A 23,817-nucleotide genomic window follows, 5' to 3' on the forward strand; every position below is an offset into this window, starting at 1 on the left:
GCGCGCGCTTCGGCGCGACCGCGCGGCATTCGTCACGAATCGGCCGGTCAAGCTACGTGGAGTCGTTCGCCGGGGATGTACCCGGTGTTTGTGCGGTGTAGTGTCACGGTCGTGACTGAACCTATTGGGCGCGGTTCCAAGGCCACGCAGACGGCGGGGTCTTCGTTGATCATGCAGAGGCTTCATCTTGAGGGAGCTCGCAATTTTGGGACGTTCCTATTGGTCTTCGCGTGCATTCTGCTCGTGATCTCGTTGGCGGTGATCGTCGCGGGCGGTAGCATCTGGACTTGGCTTGCCGTTCTCGTGTTCGTCGTTCTCCTCATCGAGGGAATCAGACGGGTGGTTGCTGCCCAGGCCCGCATTCGCGAATTCGAGAAGGCGAATGGGCCAGACGCGGGTAAGCAAAAGCCGGTGACTTAGCGCCGCCAAAGCAGCAGGCAGGCGACGTCGTGATCACGCTGCGCGGAGCCGTTCGCCGGAGGCACGTCGGGCTCCTGCACACTCCTGGTGTGCACGACGCCGAAGGCTATCGCCGGGGCCTCGTTAACCGCCTCCGGCGCCTACGCCCGAGCGTCCAACCGCTCCACCTCGAGCTCATGCGTGGCACATCCGTGGCCCGCTGTCGTTCCAGCGCGGACCGTTCACCCGGATACGTTAAAGGACTAGCCTGCCGCGGAAACACTGCCCGCTCGATTTCACCCTCGAACGCCGCCGCCCAGGCCTGTGCTTCGAGGCCCCCCGACCGAAGCCGCTTCTCACAACCAGCCTGGCGAAGTGAGAGCCGGCCCGTGGCAGCGCGAAGGTACGGGCTTCGATTCGTCACGAACGCGCGCGATTCGTAACGAACGCGCGCGGTTCGTAACGAACGCACGGCGTTCGTCACGAATCGCCGGTCGGGAGGCGGCACGCTGGCCCGCTGAAATCGGCTAGTCCCGCAGCAGCGCTCCGGTCGTATCGTGGGCCTCGACGCATCGGAGACCCGCCGATGGGGAGGCCCTGCGAAGGAGGAGCCGTGGCGACGAAGAAGAAGGCCGAGAAGGACGCGGAGAAGGCCATCGCCGCCGCGCGCACGGCCGTCGACGAGGCGCAGCGCCTGGTGAAGAAGCTCGACAAGAAGGCCCGCAAGGAGGCGGACGAGCTGGCCGCCGCGCTCGCCCAGGCCGAGAAGGATGCGAAGAAGGCCTTCCGCCGCACCGAGAAGACGCAGCGCCAGGCCGCGCAGGCGGCGAAGGAGCGGGCCGCGGCCGCCGCCGTGCCCTCGAGCACCGGCATCCCGACCTTCCGCGACCTGCGCGACCGGGCCAAGGCGCGCGGCATCCAGGGCTACTCCCGGATGAACAAGGCGCAGCTGCTGCACGCCCTCGGCGAGGGCTGAGTTCACCTGCCGGTAACCGGTCGCTCCTACGGTGGCGCCCGTGACAGACGACGCCGGGCACGACGCCATCCTCTCCCGCTCCGCAGCCGCGCCCGCGCCGCGCACCCTCGTCGACATCCTCCGCGAGACGGCGGCGCACTACCCGGAGGCCTCGGCGATCGAGGACGCGAACGGTGCCCTGAGTTACCGCGAGCTGCTCGCGCGCGTGCTGGCGACCGCGGCGCGGCTGCGCGAGGGCGGCGTTCGCCGCGGCGACCGGGTCGGCGTGCGGATGACCTCGGGCAGCCGCGAGCTGTACCTGGCGATCCTGTCGGTGCTCGCGGCCGGAGCCGCCTACGTGCCCGTCGACGCCGACGACCCCGAGGAGCGCGCAGAGCTGGTCTTCGGCGAGGCGGCCGTCCGCGGTGTGGTCACCGACGACGGCTACCGCGCACACAGCGCGGGCCTAGGCGCTCCGGTGCTGCTGGCGGACGTCTCCGCGCACCCGAGCACCTCCGCTCAGCCGGTCGTCGACCCGCCGACGCCCGCGGACGACGCCTGGATCATCTTCACGTCCGGTTCCACCGGAACTCCGAAGGGCGTCGCGGTCAGCCACCGCTCGGCCGCGGCGTTCGTGGACGCGGAGGCCCGGCTGTTCCTGCAGGACGAGCCGATCGGCCCGGGCGACCGCGTGCTGGCCGGGCTCTCGGTCGCCTTCGACGCCTCCTGTGAGGAGATGTGGCTGGCCTGGCGGCACGGCGCCTGCCTGGTGCCGGCGCCGCGCTCGCTGGTGCGCACCGGGATGGACCTCGGCCCGTGGCTCGCCGCGCGTCGCATCTCCATCGTGTCCACCGTCCCGACGCTCGCGGCGCTCTGGCCCGTCGAGGCGCTGGACACGGTCCGGATGCTGATCTTCGGCGGCGAGGCGTGCCCGCCGGAGCTTGTGAACCGGCTCGCGGTCGAGGGGCGCGAGGTCTGGAACACCTACGGCCCGACCGAGGCGACGGTCGTCGCGTGCGCGAGCCTGCTCACGGCGGGCGAGCCGGTGCGGATCGGCCTGCCGCTGGACGGCTGGGACCTCGCGGTGGTCGGCGAGGGCGGCGTCCCGGTCGGCGACGGCGAGTCCGGCGAGCTGATCATCGGCGGCGTCGGGCTCGCCCGCTACCTGGACCCCGCCAAGGACGCCGAGAAGTACGCACCGATGCCCGCGCTCGGCTGGGAGCGCGCGTACCGCAGCGGCGACCTGGTCCGCTTCGACCGCGGCGGCCTGTTCTACCAGGGCAGAGCCGACGACCAGGTTAAGGTCGGCGGCCGCCGGATCGAGCTCGGCGAGGTGGAGGCGGCGCTGCAACAGCTGCCCGGTGTCTCCGGCGCCGCCGCCGCGGTGCGCAGGAGCGCGGCCGGCAACGACATCCTGGTCGGCTATCTCGCCGTGCCGGAGCAGGCGGTGTTCAGCCGGACGGAGGCGCTGGCGACGCTCCGCGCGGAGCTGCCCGCGGCGCTCGTGCCGCTGCTCGCGGTGGTGGACGAGCTCCCGGTGCGCACCTCGGGCAAGGTGGACCGCGCTGCGCTGCCCTGGCCGATCGACGACGAGGCCGCGGCGGACACGCCGGCGCTCGACCCGGTCTCCGCCGCCCTGGCCGCCGACTGGCGGAGCGTGCTGGGGCTGCCGGTGGGCGGACCGGACGACAACTTCTTCGACCTGGGCGGTGGCTCTCTCGCGGCGGCCCAGCTGGTCTCGCTGCTCCGGCGCCGGCATCCCGACGTCACGGTCGCGGACGTGTACGCGCATCCGCGCTTCGGTGCGATGGTGGAGGCCCTCGCCGACAGTGCGACCTCCGGGTCGGCCGCCTCCACCCACGTCGTGCCGCGCACACCGCTGCGGATGCAGTGGCTGCAGACCCTGCTCGGCATCCCGCTGTTCATCCTGAGCGGCGTGCGCTGGCTGCTGTACCTGCTCACGGCGGCGGCTTTGCTGCGCCCGCTCGGCGGGTTCGGCTTCCTGCCTCCGGTCGACCTCGCCTGGCTGGTCGTCGGCCTGCTCGTGTTCGTCACGCCGTGGGGCAGGATGGCCGTCGCCGTCGTCGCCGCCCGGCTGCTGCTCGCCGGCGTGCGCGCCGGCGACTATCCGCGCGGCGGCGGCGTGCACCTGCGGCTCTGGCTGGCCGAGCAGGTGGCGCACCAGATCGGGGCGGCGAGCCTCGCCGGAGCCCCGTGGATCAGCTACTACGCGCGCGCCCTCGGCGCGCAGATCGGGCCCGGCGTCGACCTGCACGCGCTGCCGCCCGTGACCGGGATGCTGCGGATCGGCGCTGGCGCGTCCGTCGAGCCGGAGGTCGACCTCGCCGGGTACTGGATCGACGGCGACCTGGTGCGGATCGGGGAGATCCGCATCGGAGCCGGCAGTTCGGTGGGCGCGCGATCCTCGCTGATGCCGGGGGCGAAGATCGGCAGGAACGCCACCGTCGCCCCGGGCTCCGCCGTCTTCGGGCGGGTGCCCGCCGGGCAGAACTGGGCGGGCTCCCCCGCCGTGCGCGTCGGCCGGTCGCACGAGTGGTGGCCGGCCGAGCGGCCGGAGCGCCGCACCCGCTGGCTCTGGGCGTACGCGGCCGCGTCGCTGGTGGTCTCCCTCGTGCCGGTGCTGGCGTTCGCCGCGGGCGGCCTGGTGCTGGCCGCGATGCTGCGCGGCGCGGACGGCCTCGGCGATGCCGCGCTGCGCGCGCTGGCCGGACTCGTCCCGGCGACGCTCGCCGCCGGGATCGTGCTCGCCGGGCTCGTCGTCGTCCTCGTCCGGCTGCTCGGCCTGGGGGTGACCGAGGGCGTGTCCCCGGTGCGCAGCAGGGTCGGCTGGCAGGTCTGGTCGACCGAGCGGCTGCTGGACGCGGCCCGCACGGTCCTGTTCCCGCTGTACTCGAGCCTGTTCACGCCGCTCTGGCTGCGGATGCTCGGCGCGCGCGTCGGCCGCGACGTGGAGGCGTCGACGGTGCTGCTGCTGCCGACGATGACGCGGATCAGGGACGGCGCGTTCCTCGCCGACGACACCCTGGTCGCCTCCTACGAGCTCGGCGGCGGGTACGTCCGGGTCGCCGCCGTCGACATCGGCGCGCGGGCGTTCCTCGGCAACTCGGGCATGGCGGGCGGCGGCAACCGGGTGCCGAAGGACGGCCTGGTCGCCGTGCTCTCGTTCGCTCCGCGCAAGGCGAAGGCGGGCACCTCCTGGCTCGGCTCGCCTCCCGTCCGGCTGCGCAGGCAGCCGCAGGACGCCGACCTCGCCCGCACCTACGCGCCGTCGACCGGGCTGCGCGTCGCCAGGGCGCTCTGGGAGCTGCTGCGCGTTGTGCCGGTGTTCGTCACCTGCGCGATCGGACTGGCAGTGCTGTTCTCGCTCGCCGGAATCGTCGAGGCGGCGGGCGTCGGCTGGGCGATCGTGGCCAGCGGTCCGGTCCTGATGATCGCCGGGGCCGTGGCTGCCGGGATCAGCACCGTCGCCAAGTGGGCGCTGCTCGGGAGGCTGCGCGCGGGCGAGCACCCGCTGTGGTCGTCGTTCGTGTGGTGCAGCGAGGTGTCGGACACGTTCACCGAGATGGTCGCAGCTCCCTGGTTCGCGTGGGCGGCGGCAGGGACGCCCGCCCTGGTGTGGTGGCTGCGGAGCCTCGGCGCCCGGATCGGCCGCGGCGTCTGGATCGACAGCTACTGGCTGCCGGAGGCGGATCTGGTCGAGCTGGGCGACGCATCCACGGTCAACCGGGGCTGCGTCGTGCAGACGCACCTGTTCCATGATCGAATCATGAGCATGGACGAGGTCAGCATCGAGCGGGGCGGGACGCTCGGCCCGCACAGCGTCATCCTGCCCGCCGCCGCCATCGGCGCGGACGCGACGGTCGGCCCCGCCTCCCTGGTCATGCGCGGGGAGACCGTGCCGGCGCGCAGCCGCTGGAGCGGCAACCCGATCGGGCCGTGGCGCGAGGTCGTCGTGCGCGACTACCGGGCGGCCCGATGAGCATCGCGCCGGAGGCCGCCGCCCTGCACGCCTACCTGCCGCGCTCCGGGACCTTCGACTACTCGGTGCTCTCCTACGATCTCGACCTCGGCTACAAGGTGGCGACCAACCGGCTGGACGCCACCGCCGTCATCCGGGCGCGCGCTGAGATCGACCTGCCCGCCATCGTTCTCGACCTCGTGCACCTGCGCGCCAAGCGCGTGCGCGTCGACGGCGACAAGCGCGCCCGGTTCAGCCAGTCCCCCACCCACCTGCGGATCAAGCCGGCCGCGCGGATCCCCGCCGGGGCCGAGTTCACCGTCGAGGTGGACTACGACGGCTCGCCTGTGCCGCGGCGCACCCGCTGGGGGACGCTGGGCTGGGAGGAGCTCACGGACGGAGTGATCGTGGCGTCGCAGCCCTCCGGCGCACCCACCTGGTTCCCGTGCAACGACCGGCCGTCCGACAAGGCGGCCTACCGCATCCGGGTCACCACCGAGCAGCCGTACACTGTGCTCGCGACCGGCGAGCTGGTCGAGCACAGCGTCGCGGGCGGCCGCGGGACGTGGGTGTTCGAGCGCGAGGAGCCGACCGCGAGCTACCTCGCCGCGGTGCAGATCGGGCGGTACGTGATCGAACCGCGGCGCACCGCCGGCGTCGAATGGGTCATCGCCTACCCGGCGCCTCTCGCCAGGCGCGTGCTCGCCGACTTCGGGCAGGTCGGCAGGATGCTGGAGTGCTTCCAGGAACGCTTCGGCCCATACCCGTTCCCGTCGTACACGATCGTGGTGACCGAGGACCCGCTGGAGATCCCGCTGGAGGCGCAGGCGATGGCGACCTTCGGATCGTCGCACGCGGACGGCCGCGGCGGGTCCACCCGGCTGATCGCCCACGAGCTCGCGCACCAGTGGTTCGGCAACAGCGTCGGCGTGGCCTCCTGGCGGGACATCTGGCTGAACGAGGGCTTCGCCTGCTACGCGGAATGGCTGTGGTCGGAGTTCGACGGCGGCCCGTCCGCGAACACGCTCGCGCGCACCCACCACGCACTGCTGCGGGCGAAGCCGAAGGACATCGTCCTCGGCGATCCTGGCGTCGATTCGATGTTCGACGACCGGGTCTACAAGCGCGGCGGCTGCCTGCTGCACGCGCTGCGGCTGCGGCTCGGCGACGAGCGGTTCTTCGCGCTGCTGCGCGCGTGGACGTCGGAGCGGCGGTTCGGGACGGCGGTCGGCGCCGACTTCGAGGAGCTGGCGGCGCGGTTCTCCCCCGAGCCGCTCGACGCGTTCTTCGACGCCTGGCTGCGTCAGACCCGCCTGCCGTCGCTGACCGCCTGAGCGATCGTGACCAGGCAGCCGTGCAGGCGGCGGACGTCCAGGCGGTAGCGCACCCCGTCCAGGTCCGCACGGCGGTTCCCGAGCCGCACCGCCGACGGGTCGACGCGCAGGCCCCTGCCGTCCGCCTTGAGCGTCGCCTCGATCGCCGTCCAGCGCAGCAGCGGGTCGCCGGGACCCGGTGCGAGGGAGGCGGCGGCGGCGACCTGCTGGGGGTCGGCGTCGAGCGGCTCCGCGTCGATGCCGACCGGTCCGTCGGCGGCGACGGCGAAGGCGAGACCGGCCGCATGGCTCAGCGCGAGGCGGGGCCCGGCCTGTCCGGTCAGGCGCGGCCGGCCGTGCGCGAGCCCGCAGTCCGGGCACGTGGCGTCGATGCACGCGTTCGCCGGCGCGTCCGGCCAGGCGGTGTCGAGCGCGGCGTAGAGCGCGTCCCTGCCGGAGAGGAACCGTGCCGCTGCGGGACCGTCGAGCGCCTCCAGGCGCCGCCGGTCCCCGGGCGAGAGGCGCGCGATGACCGCGCCCGTCGCCGCGCCGTGGGGGCGGACGACGAGCGGGAGCACGCCTCGATGCTAACGCGCGGGCCGCGGCGGCGGGACGTCCGTGTCGCCCGTCGTGCCCGCTCCGCCGGGGCCGCCCGCATCGATGCGGGGCTCGGCGTGCCGCGGCTCGCGGACGGCGTCGTCCGCCCGGTCGTCGTAGCCGCGGTCGGCGCCGTCGGCCGCCGCCCGGTCGCTCGCCGCCCGGTCGTTCGCGGAGCCGCGCCCGTCGTCGATCCGGTTGCCGTCGCGGTCGGTGCGGACGTCCGGGTCCACCTTGTCGGCCCGCGACAGCTTCTCGTCGACGGCTGCGCGCGCTTCGCCGGCCTCGGCGGCGTGCGCCTCCGCCTCGCGCCGACGCCGTTCCGCGTCCACCTCGGCCTGCTTGGCGTCCGCGGCCGCACGCGACGCCGCCGCCTCGCGCTCCCGCGCCGCCAGGTCGTCCTCGCGCGCGGCCTCGCGCAGCTCCTGCGCGTGCTCGCGGTCGTGCTCCTGCTTGCGCCGTCGTCCCACCGTCAGTGCGATGGCGATGATCGCGATGATCACGACCACCACCACGACGATGAGGACGATCCATCCCGTTGTGTTCATGCCGGACACCGTACGCCCTCGCCGCCGCGCGGCTAGGGGTGGCCGTCGCTTCCGGAATTCTTCCCGTGACCCTCCGCGGCGGAGCGAGCGCCCAGAGTCGACTATTGCTCGATATCGAAAACGGTCGTATCGTGTCGCCGTCGACCGCGCCGCGGCGCACGTGAACAGGAGAAGCGATGACCGATCAGACCCCGAGCTCCCCCGCATCCTCAGCATCCTCCGGCCCGGTGGGCGGAGTCCCTGCGACGCCGCCCACCCCGGTGAACGCGGCCTTCTGGCTCTATATCGCCAGCGCCGCCATCAGCCTCATCGCTCTCATCGTCTCCGTCGCCACCATCGGCCCGCTCACGGACGACCTGCGCCGTCAGCTCGCCAGCCAGGGCCAACAGGTGTCGGACAGCGCGGTCAGCGCCGCGATCGGTGCGTCCATTGCGATCTCCGTGGTGATCGGTGTCCTCTACATCGCCGCCTACGTCATCTTCGCGGTCTTCATGCGCCGCGGCGCGAACTGGGCGCGGATCGTGCTGCTGATCGTCACCGTGCTCTCCCTGTTCGGGATCGTCGGCGGGTACGGCCTCGGCGCGGTCCGGGTCGTGCTCGGCGTGATCGCGACCGTCCTGATCTTCCTGAAGCCGGCGAACGACTACTTCGCGGCGGCGAAGGCCCGCACGCGTCCCACCGCCTGAGCGGGCGGCCGCACCGCCCATCCGGACGACAGGAGCCGGCGCCCCGCGGCGCCGGCTCCTTTTCGCGCTCCCCGGGTGCCGCGCGCGCGTTCGCGGTGTAAGGTCGTACAAAACCTGAGCAAGCATCATCTTCGTAAGCCGGGGCGCCCCCCGGAGCGCCGCCGACCGCCACACAGCTACTCGCACGGATCCGACAGTGGGGACGGCCGTCGCATGAACAACCCGAACACCCGGAGGCGCACCCGCCCGGCAGCCGTCGCCTCCCTCCTCGCGGCGACAGCCCTGGCCGTCGCCTCGCTCGCGATCGGCGCGCCCGCCGTGGCCGACACCCAGCCGCCCGACCCGACGAGCCCGGCCACGCCGCCGACGGTCGACGCAAGCGTCCTGCCGACGACACAGATCGACGGCGTCGCCTGGTCGCAGGCGATCGTGGGCAGCACCGTCTACGTCGGCGGCAAGTTCAGCACCGCGCGACCGGCGGGCTCACCCGCCGGAAGCAACACGGTGGGTCGCGCCAACCTGCTCGCCTACAACGTCACCACCGGCGCTCTGATCTCCACGTTCAACATCCCGCTGAACGCCCAGGTGCGCGCCGTCGCCGCCTCCCCCGACGGCTCGCGCGTCTACGTCGGCGGCGACTTCACCACCGCCGGAGGCGCCTCGTACTACCGGCTGATGGCGATCAGCACCGCCACCGGGACACCGATCACCTCGTTCCGGCCCGTCTTCGACGCGCAGGTGCGCGCGCTCGCGGTCACGAACACGAGCGTGTACGCCGGAGGCGTCTTCAGCAGCGTCAACGGCACCGCGCGCTCCCGCCTCGTCCAGCTGAGCGCGAGCACCGGCTCCGTCGTCACGTCCTGGAACGCGAGTGCCGACGCCCCGGTCAGCGCACTGGCCATCAGCCCGGACGGCACCCGCCTGTACGCCGGCGGCCCCTTCACCCAGCTCAACGGCGCGTCGCACTACGGTCTCGGGATGCTGTCGGCGGCCACCGGAGCCAGCATGGCCTTCCCCGTCGAGTCCGTGGTGCGCGATGCCGGGGCGAACGCCGGCATCACGAGTCTCGCCGCCTCCAGCGACCGCGTCTACGGTGCGGGCTACGTATTCGGTTCCGGCGGCAACCTGGAGGGCAGCTTCTCCGCCGACCTCAACGGCAACCTGATCTGGATCGAGGACTGCCACGGCGACACCTACTCGGTGTACCCGACGGACACGCTTCTCTACGCCGTCGGGCATCCGCACATGTGCTCGAACGTCAACGGCGGCTTCCCTGAGGTGAACCCGCGCTTCAACTGGCACGCGCTGGCGTTCTCGAAGGCCGTCACCGGGACGCTCACCAACGACGGCAACACCTCCTACGCGAACTTCAAGGGCCGGCCGTCCCCGATGCTGCAGAACTGGTTCCCCGACTTCGCGATCGGCACCTACACGGGGCAGAACCAGGCCGCCTGGTCGGTCACCGGCAACGGGCAGTACGTGACGATGGGCGGCGAGTTCCCCTCCGTGAACGGGGTCGCCCAGTACGGTCTCGCCCGCTTCGCCGCCGACAGCGTGGTCCGCAGCACCGCGGGGCCCAAGTCCACCGCCGATGTGACGCCGGATGCGAGCTCCCAGGCCGCCGGCCAGGTGCGCGTCGACTGGATGTCGGCCTCCGACCCCGACAACGTCACCCTCACCTACACGCTCGTGCGTGATGGCAACACCGCGAGCCCGGTCTACCGGGCCACGAAGGCGAACACCTTCTGGACGCGCGGCCCGATGAGCTTCACCGACACCGGCCTCGCCCCCGGCTCGTCGCACTCCTACCGGCTGACGGTCACCGACCCGGACGGCAACGCGATCGGACGGACCGGCAACACCGTGACCGTGGCGTCCTCCGCATCCGCCGGCACGTACGGCGACGCGGTGTCCTCCTCCGGCGCCTCGGCGTACTGGCGGCTGAACGAGCCGAGCGGCGTCACCGCGTTCGACCACATCGGGACGAACGACCTGCTCGCCCAGCCCGGCGTGACGAGGAACCAGGCGGGACCGGTGAGCGGCGTGCCCGCGGCCGCCTTCAACGGGACCTCGAACGGCTGGGCTTCCACGCGCACGGCCGCCGCGGGTCCGCAGACCTTCACGATCGAGGCGTGGTTCCGCACCACGACCGGCTCGGGCGGGAAGATCATCGGCTTCGGCAACTCGATCAGCAACGGCTGGAACTCGTCCAGCTACGACCGCCACATCTACATGGACAACAGCGGCCGGCTGTTCTTCGGCGTCTATCCCGGCAGCCAGAAGACCATCAACTCGCCCGGCAGCTATAAGAACGGCGCCTGGCACCAGGTGGTCGCCTCGCTCGGCTCCAACGGGATGCGGCTGTACGTGGACGGCGCCCAGGTGGCCAGCAGGACGGACGTGACGAGCGCCCAGGCGTACAACGGCTACTGGCGGATCGGCGGCGACACGCTCGGCAGCTGGCCGTCCGCCCCGTCCAGCATCTTCTTCTCCGGAAGCATCGGCCAGGTCTCGATCACGCCGAGCGTCCTGTCCGCCGCGACGGTCGCCGCGCACTATCACGCGGCGGGCTACTGACGAGGGCTCTCGGTAGGGCGGACGGGACTTGAACCCGTGACCGGCGGATTATGAGTCCGATGCTCTAACCAGCTGAGCTACCGCCCCGAGGTGTGCCTCCCCGTCACTCCGGGGCGGGCACGCCGGGGGCCGCGTCCGTCACCGGGTCGGCCACCGGCTCTCCACGATACAGGCTCTCGAAGGTGCTGATCGTGGTCTGGATGTCGTGGCTGGCCACGATCCGCAGCGAGGCGTTCTTGAGCACGTCCAGCTCGTCCTGCGGCAGAGTGAGCACGCTCTCCAGCTTGTCCGCGAGGTCCTGCGCGTCGCCGGGGCGGAACAGGTGGCCGTTCTCGCCGTCGTGGACGAGGTGCGGCAGGGCCATCGCGTTCGCGGCGACGACCGGCAGGGCCGACGCCATCGCCTCCATGGTGGCGATGGACTGCAGCTCCGCGATGGACGGCATCGCGAACACCGTCGCGCGCGTGTACGCGTCCCGCAGCTCCTCGTCCGTCACGTAGCCGAGGAAGGTCACCCGGTCGGCGATGCCGAGGGTCTCCGCCATCGACTGCAGGTTCTTCAGCTGGTCGCCACCGCCGACGATCTCGAGCTTCGCGTCGAGCGACGCCGGCAGCAGCGTCATGGCCTTCAGCAGCACGTCGATCTGCTTCTCGCCCGTGACCCGGCCGACGAAGAGGATGCTGTTGTCCGCGCGCGGGGCGAAGTCCGGCGTGTAGTTCTGCGCGTCGATGCCGCAGGAGATCGCGTGCACACCGCGCAGCCCCGTCGACTTCTCCAGGAACTCGGCCGCGCGCCGGGTCGGCGTGGTGATCGCCTCGGCGCGGTCGAAGCTCTTGCGGGCGTCCTTCCAGGCCAGCGACACGAAGGTGTGGTGCAGGAACTTCGGCAGCCGCGTGAACTCGATGATGTTCTCCGGCATCACGTGGTTGGTCGCGATGATGCGGATGCCGCGCTTCTGCGCCTCGTAGGCGAGGCCGCGGCCGATCACGATGTGCGACTGGAAGTGCACGACGTCCGGCTTCACCTCGTCCAGGACGCGCCTGGCGTTCGCCTTGCTCGTCCACGGCAGCGCGAAGCGCAGCCAGTCGTGCGGATACCAGCGCCAGCTGCGGAGCCGGTGGGCGGTCATCTTCCTGCCCTCGTGCTCCTCGACCCAGGTGCCGTGCCTGCGGCTGGCGGCCGGGGCGACGATGTGCACGTCGTGGCCGCGCTCGACGAGGCCGGCGGCCAGGCGCTCCGCGAAGCGCGCGGCGCCGTTGACGTCCGGCGGGAAGGTGTCGCATCCCATCAGGATGGTCAGCGGCTTGCGCTGGGCCGGGGCGGGCGGGGTCGTGTTCGTTCCGCTCGTATCAGGCACGTGGTGAGGTCCCTACGGTCGTGGACGGGCTGGGTCGGCCCGGTCGATTCAACGGCCTAGTCTAGGCTGCTTTCCTCCACCGGACCGGCAAGACGCTCGGTGACGGGCGACTCGCCGTTCGCCTGCGGGTGGTGCCGCGAGAGCTGGAAGACGCCCCAGATCGCGACGGCACCGGTCAGCGCGAAGCCGACCATCGCCCACCAGGGCGCGCCGGCGGCCTCGTCGAGCACGACGATGCCGATGGTCACCGCGACGAGCGGGTCGATCACCGTGAGCCCGGCGATGACGAGGTCGGGCGGGCCGGACGAGTAGGCGTTCTGGACGAAGTAGGCGCCGAGCACGGCGGCGGCCAGCAGGGCGATGATGCACAGCACGAGCAGCCAGTCCCACTCGCGGTGCGAGATACGGTCGATGGCGACCTTGGCGAGGGTGGCGACGAAGCCGTAGAGCACGCCGGCGCCGACGATGTAGAAGATCGCCTTGAACCGGTGCCGCAGGAACAGGAAGGCAAGCACGAACAGGATCAGCACGACGGCCAGGATGATCAGGATCACGATCAGCGACCGGTTCGTCACGGGCAGGTCCTGCGCGAACACCGCGGCGATCAGCACGAACGCGCCGACGCCGCCGACGCACAGGCAGATCGCGATGATCGACTGCCGGTTCAGCTTCACCCCGCTCAGCCGGGCGTTCAGGATGCTCGTGATCACGAGCCCGACGACGCCGAGCGGCTGCACCAGGATGATCGGCGAGAGCTTGAGGCTGACCAGCTGGAACACGATAGCGAGGCCGAGCAGCAGCGTCCCGATCACCCACGACGGCCGCGCGAGCAGCAGGCCGAGCTGTTTCATGTTGAGGCCGGAGGCGGCGTCCTGCGTCTGCGCCTCCACCTTGGCCACCCCGTGGTGCTGCAGCTGCGCACCGATCGAGAGGAAGCAGGCGCCGACGAGCGCGACCGGGATGCCGAGGAGCTGACTCGGCTGGTAGGCCAGCTCGATCGCGTCCATCAGTTCCGTAGCCACTCCACGACCCTACCGAAGATGATCCCGATAGTCTTGCCGAATGGCCGTCCTCCCGATCCGGATCACCGGAGACCCCGTCCTGCACGCCAGAGCCGCCGACGTCGTCGAGATCGACGACGAGCTGCGGACGCTGGTCGCCGACATGTTCGAGACGATGGACGAGGCTCCTGGCGTCGGTCTCGCCGCTCCGCAGGTCGGCGTGCCGCTGCGGCTGTTCGTGTACGGCTGGACGGACGACGACGATGTCCTGCACCGCGGCGTCGCGATCAACCCCGTGCTCTGGCAGTCGCCGCTCGCGCTCGGCGCTCCCGACGAGGACACCGAGTCCGAGGGCTGCCTGTCCTTCCCCGGCGAGCGGTTCCCGCTGCGCCGCGCCGAGCGCGTCATCCTGGAGGCGACGGACCTGGACGGCCAGCGCTTCGAGGTGCGAGCGGGGGGCTGGCTCGCCCGGATCTTCCAGCACGAGTACGACCACCTGGACGGCGTCCTCTACGTCGACCGGCTGGCGCACCCGTTCGGCAAGGCGGCGGCGAAGGTGCAGCGCAAGAATTCCTGGGGCGTCCCCGGGCTCAGTTGGCTGCCGGGGCGCGACCACCTGGAGGACTGACGCCCGGCCGCGGCGCCGGTCAGCGGCTCAGCGGAACGCCGTGCACGCCGTTGTGGTGGCGCAGGCTCGGGAAGACCACGGAGAGGGAGAACCCGACGCCGGGAACGGTCTTGGCCGTCAGCACGCCGCCGAAGAGCGCCGCGCGCTCGCGCAGCTCGGCCAGGCCTGCGCCCTCCAGATGCTCGGTGATGGCGCGCAGATCCTCCTCGAACGAGTACGCGGTCGCCTGGTCGACGCCCTCGCGGTCGAGGCCCTGCCGGCGCGCCGCGGCACGGATGCCGTCGTCGTCCACGGTGACCTGGAGCCCGTCCGCGGTCCAGGTGAACGCCACGGCGACGGTGGTGCCGGTGCCGCCGTGCTCGAGGGCGTTGCCGAGGCTCGTCTGCAGGATGCGGAAGATCGCGAGCTCCGCGCCCTGGCGCAGCTCGAAGCGCTCTCCGGTCTCGGTGAAGGTGACGACGAGGCCCGCCTCGCGCATGATCCGGAACAGGTCGCGCGCCGAGTGCAGCTCGGGATGCGGCTGCGAGGCCTGCGCGCCCTCCCCCACCACGTTCTGCAGCCGGCGTAGGTCGGCCAGCGCGTCCCGGGCGGCGGTCTCCAGCGCTGCGGCGGACCGGGAGGCGGCGGCCGGGTCGGCCGACGCCGCGTAGCGCAGCCCCTCCGCCTGCGAGACCAGGCGCCCGAGCGCCTGCGCCGACACGTCGGCGAGCTCGCCGACGATCCGGAACCGGCCGGCCTGCTCCGCCAGCTCCAGCTCCCGGTCGACGCGATCCCACTCCGACTCCTCGCGGGTCTCGGCGATGCGCGTGCGACGGGCCCGCTCGACGAGCCAGAGGACGAGGAAGGCGAGCGCGGCGGCGAGCAGCACGCCGGCTGCGACGGCGAGGAGCGGGGTCATACGGGTCCTTCCGGCCGCGCGGCGCGGCCCGGACGATCATACCCGGGCCGCGCCGCTCGCCGGTCAGGCGCCGTCGGAGCGGTTGGCGCGCAGCACCTCGAGCCGGGCGCGGTACTCCTGCTCGTCGATGTCCCCGTTCGCGTAGCGCTGCGCGAGGGTCTGCTCGGCGGAGCGGGTGGCCGACTGCGGGCCCCAGCCGCCCGGGTAGCCGCCGCGCGCCGCCGCGGCCCGGCGCCAGCGACGGCCGGCGAAGCCGAAGAGGAGGGCGAAGACGGCGATCCAGAAGATCGGGATGAAGATCCACCACCAGCCGAACCACGGGCCGCCCCAGGTGACGGCGCAGGGGACGACGTTCGTTGCCAGTGCGTTGAGCATGACGTGTCCAATCAGGGAGAGTGTCGCCCGCGGCTCTCGCGGGCCATGCACTCAGCCTCGCCGCGCGGCGCCCCCGCCGAATCCGCCCCGGAGAGTCACCTGCCGTACTCCCCCGGGATCACCCCGTCGTGTCCGGAGTTCTCCACGCGACACGAGGATGCCCGCGTCACCGCCAGCCGGGCTGGACGAGCCCGGTCTCGTAGGCGATCACCACGAGGCGGACCCGGTCGCGGGCGTCCAGCTTCGTCATGATGCGCGAGACGTGCGTCTTCGCCGTCAGCGGGCTGAGGTACAGCCGTTCGCCGATCTCCGTGTTCGTCAGCCCCTGCCCGACGAGCGCCAGCACCTCGCGCTCCCGGTCGGTGAGCGCCGTCAGCGCCGCATCGTCCTGCGGCGGCCGCAGCCCGCCGGCGACGCGTTCGATCAGACGCCGGGTGACGCCGGGCGAGAGCAGGGCGTCGCCGGCTGCGACGACGCGCACCGCGCGCAGCAGCTCCACCGGCTCGGTGTCCTTCACGAGGAACCCGCTCGCGCCGGCGACGATGGCCTGCGCGACGTAGTCGTCGAGTTCGAACGTGGTCACGACCACGATGCGGGTGCCGGCGAGCCCCGCGTCTCCGACGATCTCGCCGGTCGCCCAGAGGCCGTCGCCGTCCGGCATCCGGATGTCCATGAGCACGACGTCGGGCCGGGTCTCGCGCGCCAGCGCCACGACATCGCGTCCGGTCGCCGCCTCCCCGACGACCTCGATGTCCGGCTCCGCCTCCAGCAGCGCCCGGAACCCCGCCCGCACCAGGTGCTGGTCGTCCGCCAGCAGCACCCGGATCACGCGGCCTCCGCCGTCCGTCGCGGGATACGCGCCTCCACCGTGACCCCGCCGCCGTCGGTCGCGCGCACCTGGAAGCTGCCGCCGAGCAGCTCCGCGCGCTCGCGCATCCCGACCATCCCCTTGCCGTCGCTCTCGCCGCCCTCCGGCAGCCCGCGTCCGTCGTCGGAGACGGTGAGCACGTAGGCGCCAGCCGCGTCGTCCTCGGCGAGGCGGATGCGCACGGAGCGCGCCTGGGCGTGCCTGCCGACGTTGGTCAGCGACTCCTGCACGATCCGGTAGAGCGCGAGCTGGCTGGCCGCGGACGGGACGCTGTGCAGCTCGTCCTCCAGCCGCACGTCGAGCCCGGCGCGCCGGTAGGTGTCGGCGAGGACGGGGATGCGCGCGAGGTCGGGCTCGGGTGCCCTGGCCGCGGCCGGCCCGTCGGCGCGGAGGAAGCCGAGCACGCCGCGCACCTCCTCGAGCGCCTGGCTGCTGACCGTCTTTATCGCCTCCAGGCTCTCCTTCGCTTTGTCCGGCCTGCTGTCGAACAGGTGCAGGCCGACGCCCGCCTGGACACTGATCTGGGAGAGCGAGTGCGCGAGCACGTCGTGCAGCTCGCGCGCGATGCGCAGCCGTTCGGCCTCGGCAGCCGCCTCCCTGCGCGCGGCGACCTGCCGGGACAGCTCCCGGTAGCGCTCGCGCCGGCCCCGGATCGCCTCGCCGACGCCGACGAGCAGCGTCAGCACGAGCGCGATGATCAGCGGCCGGATGACCGCCTCCGGCCGCCCGATGAGCACGTACGCGCCGACCGGTCCCGCGACGCCGAGCCCGGCGACCGTCCACCACGCCCACACCCGGGCGCCTCGCACGACGGCGCCGACGATCGCGAACGCGAGCGGCACGGCGGCGAACGGCGGCCCGAGGGTGATGGCGATGGCCGGCGCGCAGAGCACCGCGACCGCGACCAGCGTCGGCCCGGGGTGCGCACGGCCGAGCAGCAGCAGGAACGAGGAGGCGAAGGCCACCAGCACGGCGGCGGCCGTCGCCGGCGCGGTCTGGACGTCGTGCACCGCGATGACGACGCCGGGCAGCTGGATGAGCGCGGCGAGGGCGGCGGGGAACCATCCCGTCCCGCGCGGCCTGCGCCCCTCCATCCAGCCCGTCACGCGCCCGTCGCCGCCGCTCTCCGCGTGCCAGGGCGCGCCGCGGAGACGGCTGTCGTCCGACCGGGTGCGGGGCATCCTCCCATGCTAACGAGCGCACGGCGCGCGCTCGTGCGCCCGCGGGAGTCTCGCGGCTGCTCCCCGGGGAGTACGAAGCGGGCGCTCAGCGGCTCACGGGTTGTGCTGCGCGTCGAAGCCGCCGTCGTCGTCCGGGTTGTCGAAGATCCGCCCGAAGGCCGGTCCGCCGAACGCGGTCAGCCCGGCCTCGCGTTCGAGCGACGCCCGCACCTCGTCGGCGTCGTTCTCGTAGTCCTCGACGGGCTCGTCCGGCTCGTCCCGTCGGTGTTCCCTCTCGTCCATAGCCGGATGCTACCCACGCCGCCGCCCGCTGGGCATCCCCCGGATCTGCGCCGGACGTATTCCGCCCGGGGCATGGGCCGCACGCACGAAGGCCCCGGTCGCGCTTTCGCGGGACCGGGGCCTTCGTCACGGGCTCCCCGACTTGGACTCGAACCAAGAACCTGCCGGTTAACAGCCGGCTGCTCTGCCAATTGAGCTATCGAGGAATGCTTGATCAGCGAAGCTACTCTAGCAAGGATTCCGGCCGGGCGAGAAATCGGCGGCGCATCCCGCGCGCGTCGCTGGTCAGTAGCCGGCGCGCGGGTCGACGAGGCCGACGAACCGGCCGTCGCCGAGGAACGCGGCGACGTTCAGGCGGATGCGCTCGGCCAGCAGCGGGGCCACCATCTCCGGCGTGTCCGCCTGGTGCGGGGTGATCAGGCAGTTCGGCTCGTCCCAGAGCGGGTGGCCGTCCGGGAGCGGCTCCGGATCGGTCACGTCGAGCCCGGCGCCGGCGATCTCGCCGTCGCGCAGGGCGGTCACGAGCGCGTCGGTGTCGACCAGGCCGCCCCTGGCGATGTTGACCAGCTGGGCGGTCGGCTTCATCAGCGCGAACTCCTCCGCGCCGAAGAGGTGCCGTGTCCCTCCGGTCAGCGCGGCTGCCACGACGACGACGTCCGCGGTCGGCAGCACCTCGCGCAGCCGGTCGGCGGTCACGGTGCGCACCGCGCCCGGCACCGGCTCCGCCGAGCGCCGGACGATCGTGACGCGGGCCTCGAACGGCGCGAGCAGCCGCATCAGCTCGAGCGCGATTCCGCCGGCGCCGACGATCACCACGTCCAGCCCGTACAGCGACGTCCCCTCCTGCACCGTCCCCCAGCTGCGCGCCCGCACGCGCTTCGGCAGCACGCGCAGCAGCGCGAGCGTGAGCGCGAGGGCGTGCTCGGCGACCGGCTGCGCATACGCGCCCTTCGCGCTCGTCCAGACCAGGCCGGGCCGGTCCTCCGCCGCGAGGATGCCCGCGAAGGCGTCGACGCCGGCGAACGGGAGCTGCACCCAGCCGATGCCGGGATGCGCCTCCAGCACCGGCGGGAAGTCCGCGGCGTCCTTGTACGACAGCCAGACGACGCCGCGGGTGCGGTCCGAGAGCGGCTCGACGGTGCCTCCCGCCTCCTCGACGGCGGCGACGAACGCCGGCTCCGCCTGCGGGAGCACCGCGATCGGGCCGGGCTCCGGGCGCTGGTCGGCGGGGAGCTGCTGGGCGTCGACCGCGAGGACGGCGCGGTGCTGGACGGTCTGGTTCTCGGGCATGAACGGTCTCCGGTGCGGTCGGGTGGTGTACGGGGCTGGCGTGTCCGGTCAGCGGGCGGACTGCGGGCGGCGGGCGGTGCGCCGCTGGGGCGGCCCGAGGGCCTCGGCCAGTCCCTTCACGTAGGGATGCGCCGGGTCGGACAGCACGTCTTCGATCGGCCCGTAGCCGACCGGCCGGCCGCCCTGGAGGACGAGCGAGACGTCGGTGGCGCGCCGGAGCACGGCGAGGTCGTGGCTGACGACGACCGCGCTGAAGCCCTCGTGCGAGCGCAGCTGGCCGAGCAGATCGATCACGGCGTCCCGGACGGTCGCGTCGATGCCGGCGGTCGGCTCGTCCGCGATCAGGATGCGCGGGCCGAGCACGAGCGCCCTGGCGAGCGCGACGCGCTGCCGCTGGCCGGCGCTCAGCTCGTACGGGTACTTGCCGAGCACGCTGAGCGGCAGGTGCACGGTGTCCAGCATCAGCGCCGCGCGCTCTCCCGCCGCGCGCCGCGAATAGTGCTCGTCGCGCTCGAAGATCGGCAGCGACACGTTGTCCTGCACCGTCAGCGACGGTTCGAGGGAGGCGGCGGCCTCCTGCGGGAGGTAGCCGACGTGGAAGGTCACTTCTGCCACGTCGCGCTTGCGCGCCTTGCGCAGCGAGTGGCCCAGGACGGTGGCCTCTCCCCCGCTGATCCGCGGGCCGGGCTCCCCGGAGCGGACCGGGAGCGCACGGCCGGCGAGGACAGCGGCCAGCGTGCTCTTGCCGGAGCCGGTCTCGCCGAGCACGCCGAGCGACTGGCCGGGTTCGAGCCGGAAGGACACCCCGCGCAGGGCGACGCAGGACGGGCTGGCGCCCCGCGCGGGGTATTCGACGGACAGATCGCTGGCGCTGATCGCGGGCTCGGAACTCACATTTCGAGCCTAGGCGCTCTCCCCGCGCAGAGCGCGCAGCGCCTCCCGCCGGTCGGCCTGTTCGACCGGATCCGGCACCGGGAGGGACGCGAGCAGCCGCTGCGTGTACGCCTCGCGCGGGTTGCCGAGCACCTCGGCGCCCGTGCCCTCCTCCACCAGCCTGCCGCGGTGCAGCACGGCGATGCGGTCCGCCAGCAGGTCGACGACCGCGAGGTCGTGGCTGATGAACAGTGCGGCGAAACCGAACTCGCGCTGCAGGTCGGCGAACAGCTCAAGCACGCGCGCCTGCACCGAGACGTCGAGCGCCGAGGTCGGCTCGTCCGCGATCAGCAGCTCCGGCTCGAGCGCGAGCGCGCGGGCGAGGCTGGCACGCTGGCGCTGCCCGCCGGAGAGCTCGTGCGGGAAGCGGTCGCCGTAGCTGCGCGGCAGCTGCACCGCCTCCAGCAACTCGTCGACGCGCGAGCGCGCCGCGGACGGCGACGACGCCTTGCCGTGCACGACAAGCGGCTCCGCGACGCAGTCGGCGATCGTGAGCAGCGGGTTGAAGCTGGACGCCGGGTCCTGGAAGACGAACCCGATCCGCTCGCGGACCTTGCGGAACTGCCGCTCGCGGACGCCGTTCATCTCGATGCCGAGCACCTGCAGCGACCCGTCGGTCACCTTGTTCAGCCCGGCGATCGCGCGGCCGATGGTGGTCTTGCCCGAGCCGGACTCGCCGACCAGGCCGAGCACCTCGCCCGGCCGGATGTCGAACGAGACGCCGTCCACCGCGACGAACCCGGGGCGGCCGAGCCGGCCGGGGTACTGGATGCGCAGGTCGCGCGCGCGGACGACAGCGGCCTCCTCCGGGCGCTCGGCGCGCGCGATCGCGCGCTCCTCGGTCGCGATGCGGCCCTGCCCGATCTTCGGGACGGACGCCAGCAGCTTCTTCGTGTACTCGGCCTGCGGTGCGGCGAACAGCGTGCGCGCATCCGCCTCCTCCACGAGCTTGCCCTGGTACATCACGGCCACCCGGTCGGCGAGGTCGGCGACGACGCCCATGTTGTGGGTGATCAGCACGATCGCGGCGCCGAAGTCGTCGCGGCAGCGGCGGAGCAGGTCGAGGATCTCGGCCTGGACCGTCACATCCAGCGCGGTCGTCGGCTCGTCCGCCACGATCAGGCCCGGGTTCAGCACGAGCGCCATCGCGATCACGACGCGCTGCTTCTGGCCGCCGGAGAACTGGTGCGGGTAGTACTTGACCCGCTTCTCCGGCTCGGGGATGCCGACCCGGCCGAGGATCTCGACGGCCTGCGCCATCGCCTCCTTCTTGGACAGCGAGCCGTGTGCCCGCAGTCCCTCCGCGATCTGCCAGCCGACCGTGTACACCGGGTTCAGCGCCGTCGACGGCTCCTGGAAGACCATCGCGACGTCGGTCCCGCGCACGTCGCGCAGCTGCTTCTTGGAGAGCGTGACGACGTCAGCCTCGCTCGTGCCGTCCTTGCTGCGCAGGATGACGGCGCCCGAGGCGGTCGCCGTCTCCGGGAGCAGGCCGAGGATGGTCTTGGCGGTCACGGTCTTGCCGGAGCCGGACTCGCCGACGATCGCCAGCACCTCGCCGGGGGCGACGCGCAGGCTCACGTCGTCGACGGCCTTGACGGCGCCGGCGTCGGTGGCGAAGGACACCGACAGGTTGTCGATCTGCACGACGTCGCTCATGGCTTGACCTCGATTCCGTGTTCGTCGAACGACTCTCCGCCCTCGAGCCCGTCCAGGCCGCCGGGACCGGCGAGCAGCGGGCCGCCGGGGACCACGGAGGTCTCGGCCACCTCGCCGGACGCCACCGCGGCACGGCGGCGGCCGCGCAGGCGCGGGTCGGCCAGGTCGTTCAGGCTCTCGCCGACCAGGGTGATGCCGAGCACCACCAGGACGATCGCGAGGCCGGGGTAGATCGCCGTCCACCAGATCCCGCTGGTGACATCGGAGAGCGCCTTGTTGAGGTCGTAGCCCCACTCGGCGGCGGCCGTCGGCTCGATGCCGAAGCCGAGGAAGCCGAGCGCCGCGAGCGTCAGGATCGCCTCCGAGGAGTTCAGCGTGAAGATCAGCGGAAGCGTCCTAGTGGAGTTGCGCAGCACGTGCCGGAACATGATCCGGCCGTGGCTCGCTCCGACCACCTTGGCCGACTCGACGTACGCCTCCGACTTGATCCGTACGACCTCGGACCGGATGACCCGGAAGTACTGCGGGATGAAGACCACGGTGATCGAGATCGCCGCCGCCAGGATGCCGCCCCACAGGCTGGACTGGCCGCCCGAGATGACGATGGCCATGACGATCGCCAGCAGCAGGGACGGGAAGGCATAGATCGCGTCGGCGATCACGACCAGCACCCGGTCCACCCAGCCGCCGAAGTACCCGGACACCAGGCCCAGGATCACGCCGGCGAAGATCGAGAGGATGACCGCGACGACGATCACCAGGATCGCGGTCTGCGCTCCCCAGATCACGCGCGAGAACACGTCGTAGCCGCCGACGGTGGTGCCCCAGATGTGCGCTGCGCTCGGCGGCTGCTGCGAGCCGAACTGGCCGTTCGCGTCCTTCAGCTGCGCGAACCCGTACGGGGCGATCAGCGGCGCGAACACCGCGATGAGGATGAACAGGCCGGTCAGCGACAGGCCGGCGATGAGCATCCCGCGCTGCAGCCCGACGGACTGGCGCAGCTGGTGGACGACAGGGAGGCGGCTCCAGATGGTGCGCTTGCCCGAGGCCATGTCAGTACCTCACTCTCGGGTCGATGAGGGCCGCGATGATGTCGACGATGAAGTTCGTCACGGCGACGATCACGGCGAGCAGGACGACGAGTCCCTGCACGGCGACGAAGTCGCGCGACTGCAGGTAGTGCGAGAGCTGGAAGCCGAGGCCCTTCCACTCGAACGTCGTCTCGGTGAGGATCGCGCCGCCGAGCAGCAGCGCGATCTGCAGGCCGATCACGGTGATGATCGGGATGAGCGCCGGCCGGTAGGCGTGCTTGCGCACCAGCCGACTCTCGCGGACGCCGCGCGACCGGGCCGCATCCACGTAATCGGTCGACAGCGTCCCGATGACGTTGGTGCGCACCAGGCGCAGGAAGATGCCGGCCGTCAGCAGGCCCAGGGTGACCGCCGGGAGCACCGCGTGCAGCAGCACGTCGGCGACGACGGCGGGGTCGCCGGTCTGGAACGCGTCGATCAGGTAGATCCCGGTCTTGTTCTCGAGGGTCTGCATCTCGATCTCCGAGCTCGTGGACGCGCGCCCGGCGACCGGGAGCCAGTCGAGCCAGACCGAGAAGACCAGCTTCAGCACCATGCCGGCGAAGAACACCGGGGTCGCGTAGCAGAGGATCGCGAACACGCGCAGGGCGGCGTCGCCGAAGCGGTCGCGGTAGTACGCGGCGACCATCCCGAGCGGGATGCCGACGATGAACGCGACGATGAGCGCGTAGAACGCCAGCTCCAGGGTCGCGGCGCCGTACGTGAGCAGCACCTGGGTCACCGGCTGGTGGTCGGTGAACGTCGTCCCGAAGTCGCCGCGCAGGATCTGTCCGAGGTACTCGACGTACTGGACGATGAGCGGCCGGTCGTAGCCGGCCTCGTGGATGCGCTGCTGCAGCTGGGCGGGCGGGAGCTTGCCGCCGAGCGCCGCGGTGATCGGGTCGCCGGTGGAGCGCATCAGGAAGAAGACGACCGTCACCAGGATGAAGATCGTGGGGATGATGAGGAGGGCGCGGACGAGGATGTAGCGGCCGAGGCCGCCTCCGGAACGCCGCGCCTTGGTTCGTTCGGGGCCGGGCGCCGTCGGCGCCTCAGGCCCGCTGACCGTCGCTGTCATGGAAGCCAATCGTGGGTGGTTCGTGGGAGGGGGCGGCGATCCGAATCGACCCCCCCCCCAAAAGGGCGTGCCGCGCGGCCGTGCCCTTCGAAACCGCGGCCGTTCGGTACATGAACCCACCGGGCAACCTCCTTTCGGCGGCC

The 23,817-nt window shown here is 72.3% G+C and carries 21 protein-coding genes and 2 tRNA genes; 7 read left to right on the top strand and 16 right to left on the bottom strand.

The window, feature by feature from the left end; all coding sequences use genetic code 11:
• From ACTHMF_RS09175 to ACTHMF_RS09190, 4 genes are all read left to right on the top strand, one after another.
• A partial coding sequence (locus ACTHMF_RS09175) for a hypothetical protein (protein WP_440317190.1) occupies positions 1 to 420 on the top strand: 420 nt, incomplete at its 5' end.
• 592 nt (positions 421 to 1,012) lie between these two features.
• Complete coding sequence (locus ACTHMF_RS09180; protein ID WP_440317191.1) at positions 1,013 to 1,375, top strand: hypothetical protein; 363 nt, start codon at positions 1,013 to 1,015, stop codon at positions 1,373 to 1,375.
• A 40-nt stretch (positions 1,376 to 1,415) separates the two neighbouring features.
• A complete protein-coding gene (locus tag ACTHMF_RS09185) occupies positions 1,416 to 5,354 on the top strand; it encodes a Pls/PosA family non-ribosomal peptide synthetase (RefSeq protein ID WP_440317192.1) in 3,939 nt (1,312 codons plus the stop codon).
• The gene (locus tag ACTHMF_RS09190; protein ID WP_314149434.1) at positions 5,351 to 6,667 is read left to right on the top strand and encodes a M1 family metallopeptidase; all 1,317 of its coding nucleotides are present in this window, start codon (positions 5,351 to 5,353) and stop codon (positions 6,665 to 6,667) included. The genes ACTHMF_RS09185 and ACTHMF_RS09190 overlap by 4 nt, the downstream gene beginning before the upstream one ends.
• Here ACTHMF_RS09190 and ACTHMF_RS09195 read toward each other — a convergent pair.
• Positions 6,637 to 7,224, bottom strand: a complete 588-nt coding sequence (locus ACTHMF_RS09195; RefSeq protein ID WP_440317193.1) for a 4'-phosphopantetheinyl transferase family protein — start codon at positions 7,222 to 7,224, stop codon at positions 6,637 to 6,639. The two genes, ACTHMF_RS09190 and ACTHMF_RS09195, sit on opposite strands and share 31 nt — an antisense overlap.
• A gap of 9 nt (positions 7,225 to 7,233) precedes the next feature.
• Entirely contained in the window at positions 7,234 to 7,791 is a 558-nt protein-coding gene (locus tag ACTHMF_RS09200) for a hypothetical protein (protein ID WP_440317194.1), read from the bottom strand.
• 176 nt (positions 7,792 to 7,967) lie between these two features.
• Here ACTHMF_RS09200 and ACTHMF_RS09205 point away from each other — a divergent pair, with 176 nt between their 5' ends.
• Both ACTHMF_RS09205 and ACTHMF_RS09210 read left to right on the top strand, forming a co-directional pair.
• Positions 7,968 to 8,477: a hypothetical protein gene (locus ACTHMF_RS09205; protein ID WP_440317195.1), complete on the top strand. Its 510-nt coding sequence runs from the start codon at positions 7,968 to 7,970 to the stop codon at positions 8,475 to 8,477.
• Between the two features lie 213 nt (positions 8,478 to 8,690).
• Entirely contained in the window at positions 8,691 to 11,054 is a 2,364-nt protein-coding gene (locus tag ACTHMF_RS09210; RefSeq protein WP_440317196.1) for a LamG-like jellyroll fold domain-containing protein, read from the top strand.
• 13 nt (positions 11,055 to 11,067) lie between these two features.
• Here ACTHMF_RS09210 and ACTHMF_RS09215 read toward each other — a convergent pair.
• From ACTHMF_RS09215 to ACTHMF_RS09225, 3 genes are all read right to left on the bottom strand, one after another.
• Positions 11,068 to 11,141, bottom strand: a tRNA-Ile gene (locus ACTHMF_RS09215).
• A gap of 16 nt (positions 11,142 to 11,157) precedes the next feature.
• Positions 11,158 to 12,411 (bottom strand): glycosyltransferase, encoded by a 1,254-nt coding sequence (locus ACTHMF_RS09220; protein WP_440317197.1) that lies wholly within the window; start codon positions 12,409 to 12,411, stop codon positions 11,158 to 11,160.
• Between the two features lie 56 nt (positions 12,412 to 12,467).
• Entirely contained in the window at positions 12,468 to 13,433 is a 966-nt protein-coding gene (locus tag ACTHMF_RS09225; protein ID WP_314149560.1) for a DMT family transporter, read from the bottom strand.
• A 40-nt stretch (positions 13,434 to 13,473) separates the two neighbouring features.
• On the opposite strand from ACTHMF_RS09225, the gene def reads away from it, so the two are divergent.
• Entirely contained in the window at positions 13,474 to 14,040 is a 567-nt protein-coding gene (gene def / locus ACTHMF_RS09230; protein ID WP_440317198.1) for a peptide deformylase, read from the top strand.
• A 19-nt stretch (positions 14,041 to 14,059) separates the two neighbouring features.
• Here the strand turns inward: def and ACTHMF_RS09235 are convergent, their stop codons facing one another.
• The 11 genes from ACTHMF_RS09235 to ACTHMF_RS09285 all read right to left on the bottom strand — a co-directional run bounded on the left by ACTHMF_RS09235 (position 14,060) and on the right by ACTHMF_RS09285 (position 23,674).
• Positions 14,060 to 14,938, bottom strand: a complete 879-nt coding sequence (locus ACTHMF_RS09235; protein ID WP_440317199.1) for a sensor histidine kinase — start codon at positions 14,936 to 14,938, stop codon at positions 14,060 to 14,062.
• A gap of 63 nt (positions 14,939 to 15,001) precedes the next feature.
• A complete protein-coding gene (locus tag ACTHMF_RS09240; protein ID WP_440317200.1) occupies positions 15,002 to 15,313 on the bottom strand; it encodes an SHOCT domain-containing protein in 312 nt (103 codons plus the stop codon).
• A 166-nt stretch (positions 15,314 to 15,479) separates the two neighbouring features.
• Positions 15,480 to 16,142, bottom strand: coding sequence for a response regulator (locus ACTHMF_RS09245; protein ID WP_440317201.1), 663 nt, complete (start codon positions 16,140 to 16,142; stop codon positions 15,480 to 15,482).
• Complete coding sequence (locus tag ACTHMF_RS09250; protein WP_440317202.1) at positions 16,139 to 17,362, bottom strand: sensor histidine kinase; 1,224 nt, start codon at positions 17,360 to 17,362, stop codon at positions 16,139 to 16,141. The genes ACTHMF_RS09245 and ACTHMF_RS09250 overlap by 4 nt, the downstream gene beginning before the upstream one ends.
• A gap of 93 nt (positions 17,363 to 17,455) precedes the next feature.
• Positions 17,456 to 17,644 carry a hypothetical protein gene (locus ACTHMF_RS09255; protein WP_440317203.1) on the bottom strand — a complete coding sequence of 63 codons (189 nt, stop codon included), beginning with the start codon at positions 17,642 to 17,644 and terminating at the stop codon, positions 17,456 to 17,458.
• A 133-nt stretch (positions 17,645 to 17,777) separates the two neighbouring features.
• Positions 17,778 to 17,850: transfer RNA gene (locus ACTHMF_RS09260), tRNA-Asn, on the bottom strand.
• A gap of 79 nt (positions 17,851 to 17,929) precedes the next feature.
• Positions 17,930 to 18,934 carry a D-isomer specific 2-hydroxyacid dehydrogenase family protein gene (locus ACTHMF_RS09265; protein ID WP_440317204.1) on the bottom strand — a complete coding sequence of 335 codons (1,005 nt, stop codon included), beginning with the start codon at positions 18,932 to 18,934 and terminating at the stop codon, positions 17,930 to 17,932.
• A 48-nt stretch (positions 18,935 to 18,982) separates the two neighbouring features.
• Positions 18,983 to 19,828, bottom strand: a complete 846-nt coding sequence (locus tag ACTHMF_RS09270; protein ID WP_314149424.1) for an ATP-binding cassette domain-containing protein — start codon at positions 19,826 to 19,828, stop codon at positions 18,983 to 18,985.
• 9 nt (positions 19,829 to 19,837) lie between these two features.
• Positions 19,838 to 21,526: an ABC transporter ATP-binding protein gene (locus ACTHMF_RS09275; protein WP_314149425.1), complete on the bottom strand. Its 1,689-nt coding sequence runs from the start codon at positions 21,524 to 21,526 to the stop codon at positions 19,838 to 19,840.
• Positions 21,523 to 22,578: an ABC transporter permease gene (locus tag ACTHMF_RS09280; protein ID WP_314149426.1), complete on the bottom strand. Its 1,056-nt coding sequence runs from the start codon at positions 22,576 to 22,578 to the stop codon at positions 21,523 to 21,525. The genes ACTHMF_RS09275 and ACTHMF_RS09280 overlap by 4 nt, the downstream gene beginning before the upstream one ends.
• Position 22,579: 1 nt before the next feature.
• Positions 22,580 to 23,674, bottom strand: a complete 1,095-nt coding sequence (locus ACTHMF_RS09285) for an ABC transporter permease (protein WP_314149427.1) — start codon at positions 23,672 to 23,674, stop codon at positions 22,580 to 22,582.
• Positions 23,675 to 23,817: the final 143 nt, after the last annotated feature.

Source organism: Leifsonia sp. (assembly GCF_051955155.1).
Taxonomy (GTDB): Bacteria; Actinomycetota; Actinomycetes; order Actinomycetales; family Microbacteriaceae; genus Leifsonia.

Excerpts from the sequence above, each read along its gene's own strand:
- ACTHMF_RS09235 (WP_440317199.1), bottom strand. The coding sequence starts at position 14,938 with ATGACCCCGCTCCTCGCCGTCGCAGCCGGCGTGCTGCTCGCCGCCGCG.
- ACTHMF_RS09285 (WP_314149427.1), bottom strand. The coding sequence starts at position 23,674 with ATGACAGCGACGGTCAGCGGGCCTGAGGCGCCGACGGCGCCCGGCCCC.
- ACTHMF_RS09265 (WP_440317204.1), bottom strand. The coding sequence starts at position 18,934 with ATGCCCGAGAACCAGACCGTCCAGCACCGCGCCGTCCTCGCGGTCGAC.
- def (WP_440317198.1), top strand. The coding sequence starts at position 13,474 with ATGGCCGTCCTCCCGATCCGGATCACCGGAGACCCCGTCCTGCACGCC.
- ACTHMF_RS09200 (WP_440317194.1), bottom strand. The coding sequence starts at position 7,791 with ATGAACACAACGGGATGGATCGTCCTCATCGTCGTGGTGGTGGTCGTG.
- ACTHMF_RS09255 (WP_440317203.1), bottom strand. The coding sequence starts at position 17,644 with ATGGACGAGAGGGAACACCGACGGGACGAGCCGGACGAGCCCGTCGAG.
- ACTHMF_RS09250 (WP_440317202.1), bottom strand. The coding sequence starts at position 17,362 with ATGCCCCGCACCCGGTCGGACGACAGCCGTCTCCGCGGCGCGCCCTGG.
- ACTHMF_RS09275 (WP_314149425.1), bottom strand. The coding sequence starts at position 21,526 with ATGAGCGACGTCGTGCAGATCGACAACCTGTCGGTGTCCTTCGCCACC.
- ACTHMF_RS09210 (WP_440317196.1), top strand. The coding sequence starts at position 8,691 with ATGAACAACCCGAACACCCGGAGGCGCACCCGCCCGGCAGCCGTCGCC.
- ACTHMF_RS09280 (WP_314149426.1), bottom strand. The coding sequence starts at position 22,578 with ATGGCCTCGGGCAAGCGCACCATCTGGAGCCGCCTCCCTGTCGTCCAC.
- ACTHMF_RS09190 (WP_314149434.1), top strand. The coding sequence starts at position 5,351 with ATGAGCATCGCGCCGGAGGCCGCCGCCCTGCACGCCTACCTGCCGCGC.
- ACTHMF_RS09205 (WP_440317195.1), top strand. The coding sequence starts at position 7,968 with ATGACCGATCAGACCCCGAGCTCCCCCGCATCCTCAGCATCCTCCGGC.
- ACTHMF_RS09240 (WP_440317200.1), bottom strand. The coding sequence starts at position 15,313 with ATGCTCAACGCACTGGCAACGAACGTCGTCCCCTGCGCCGTCACCTGG.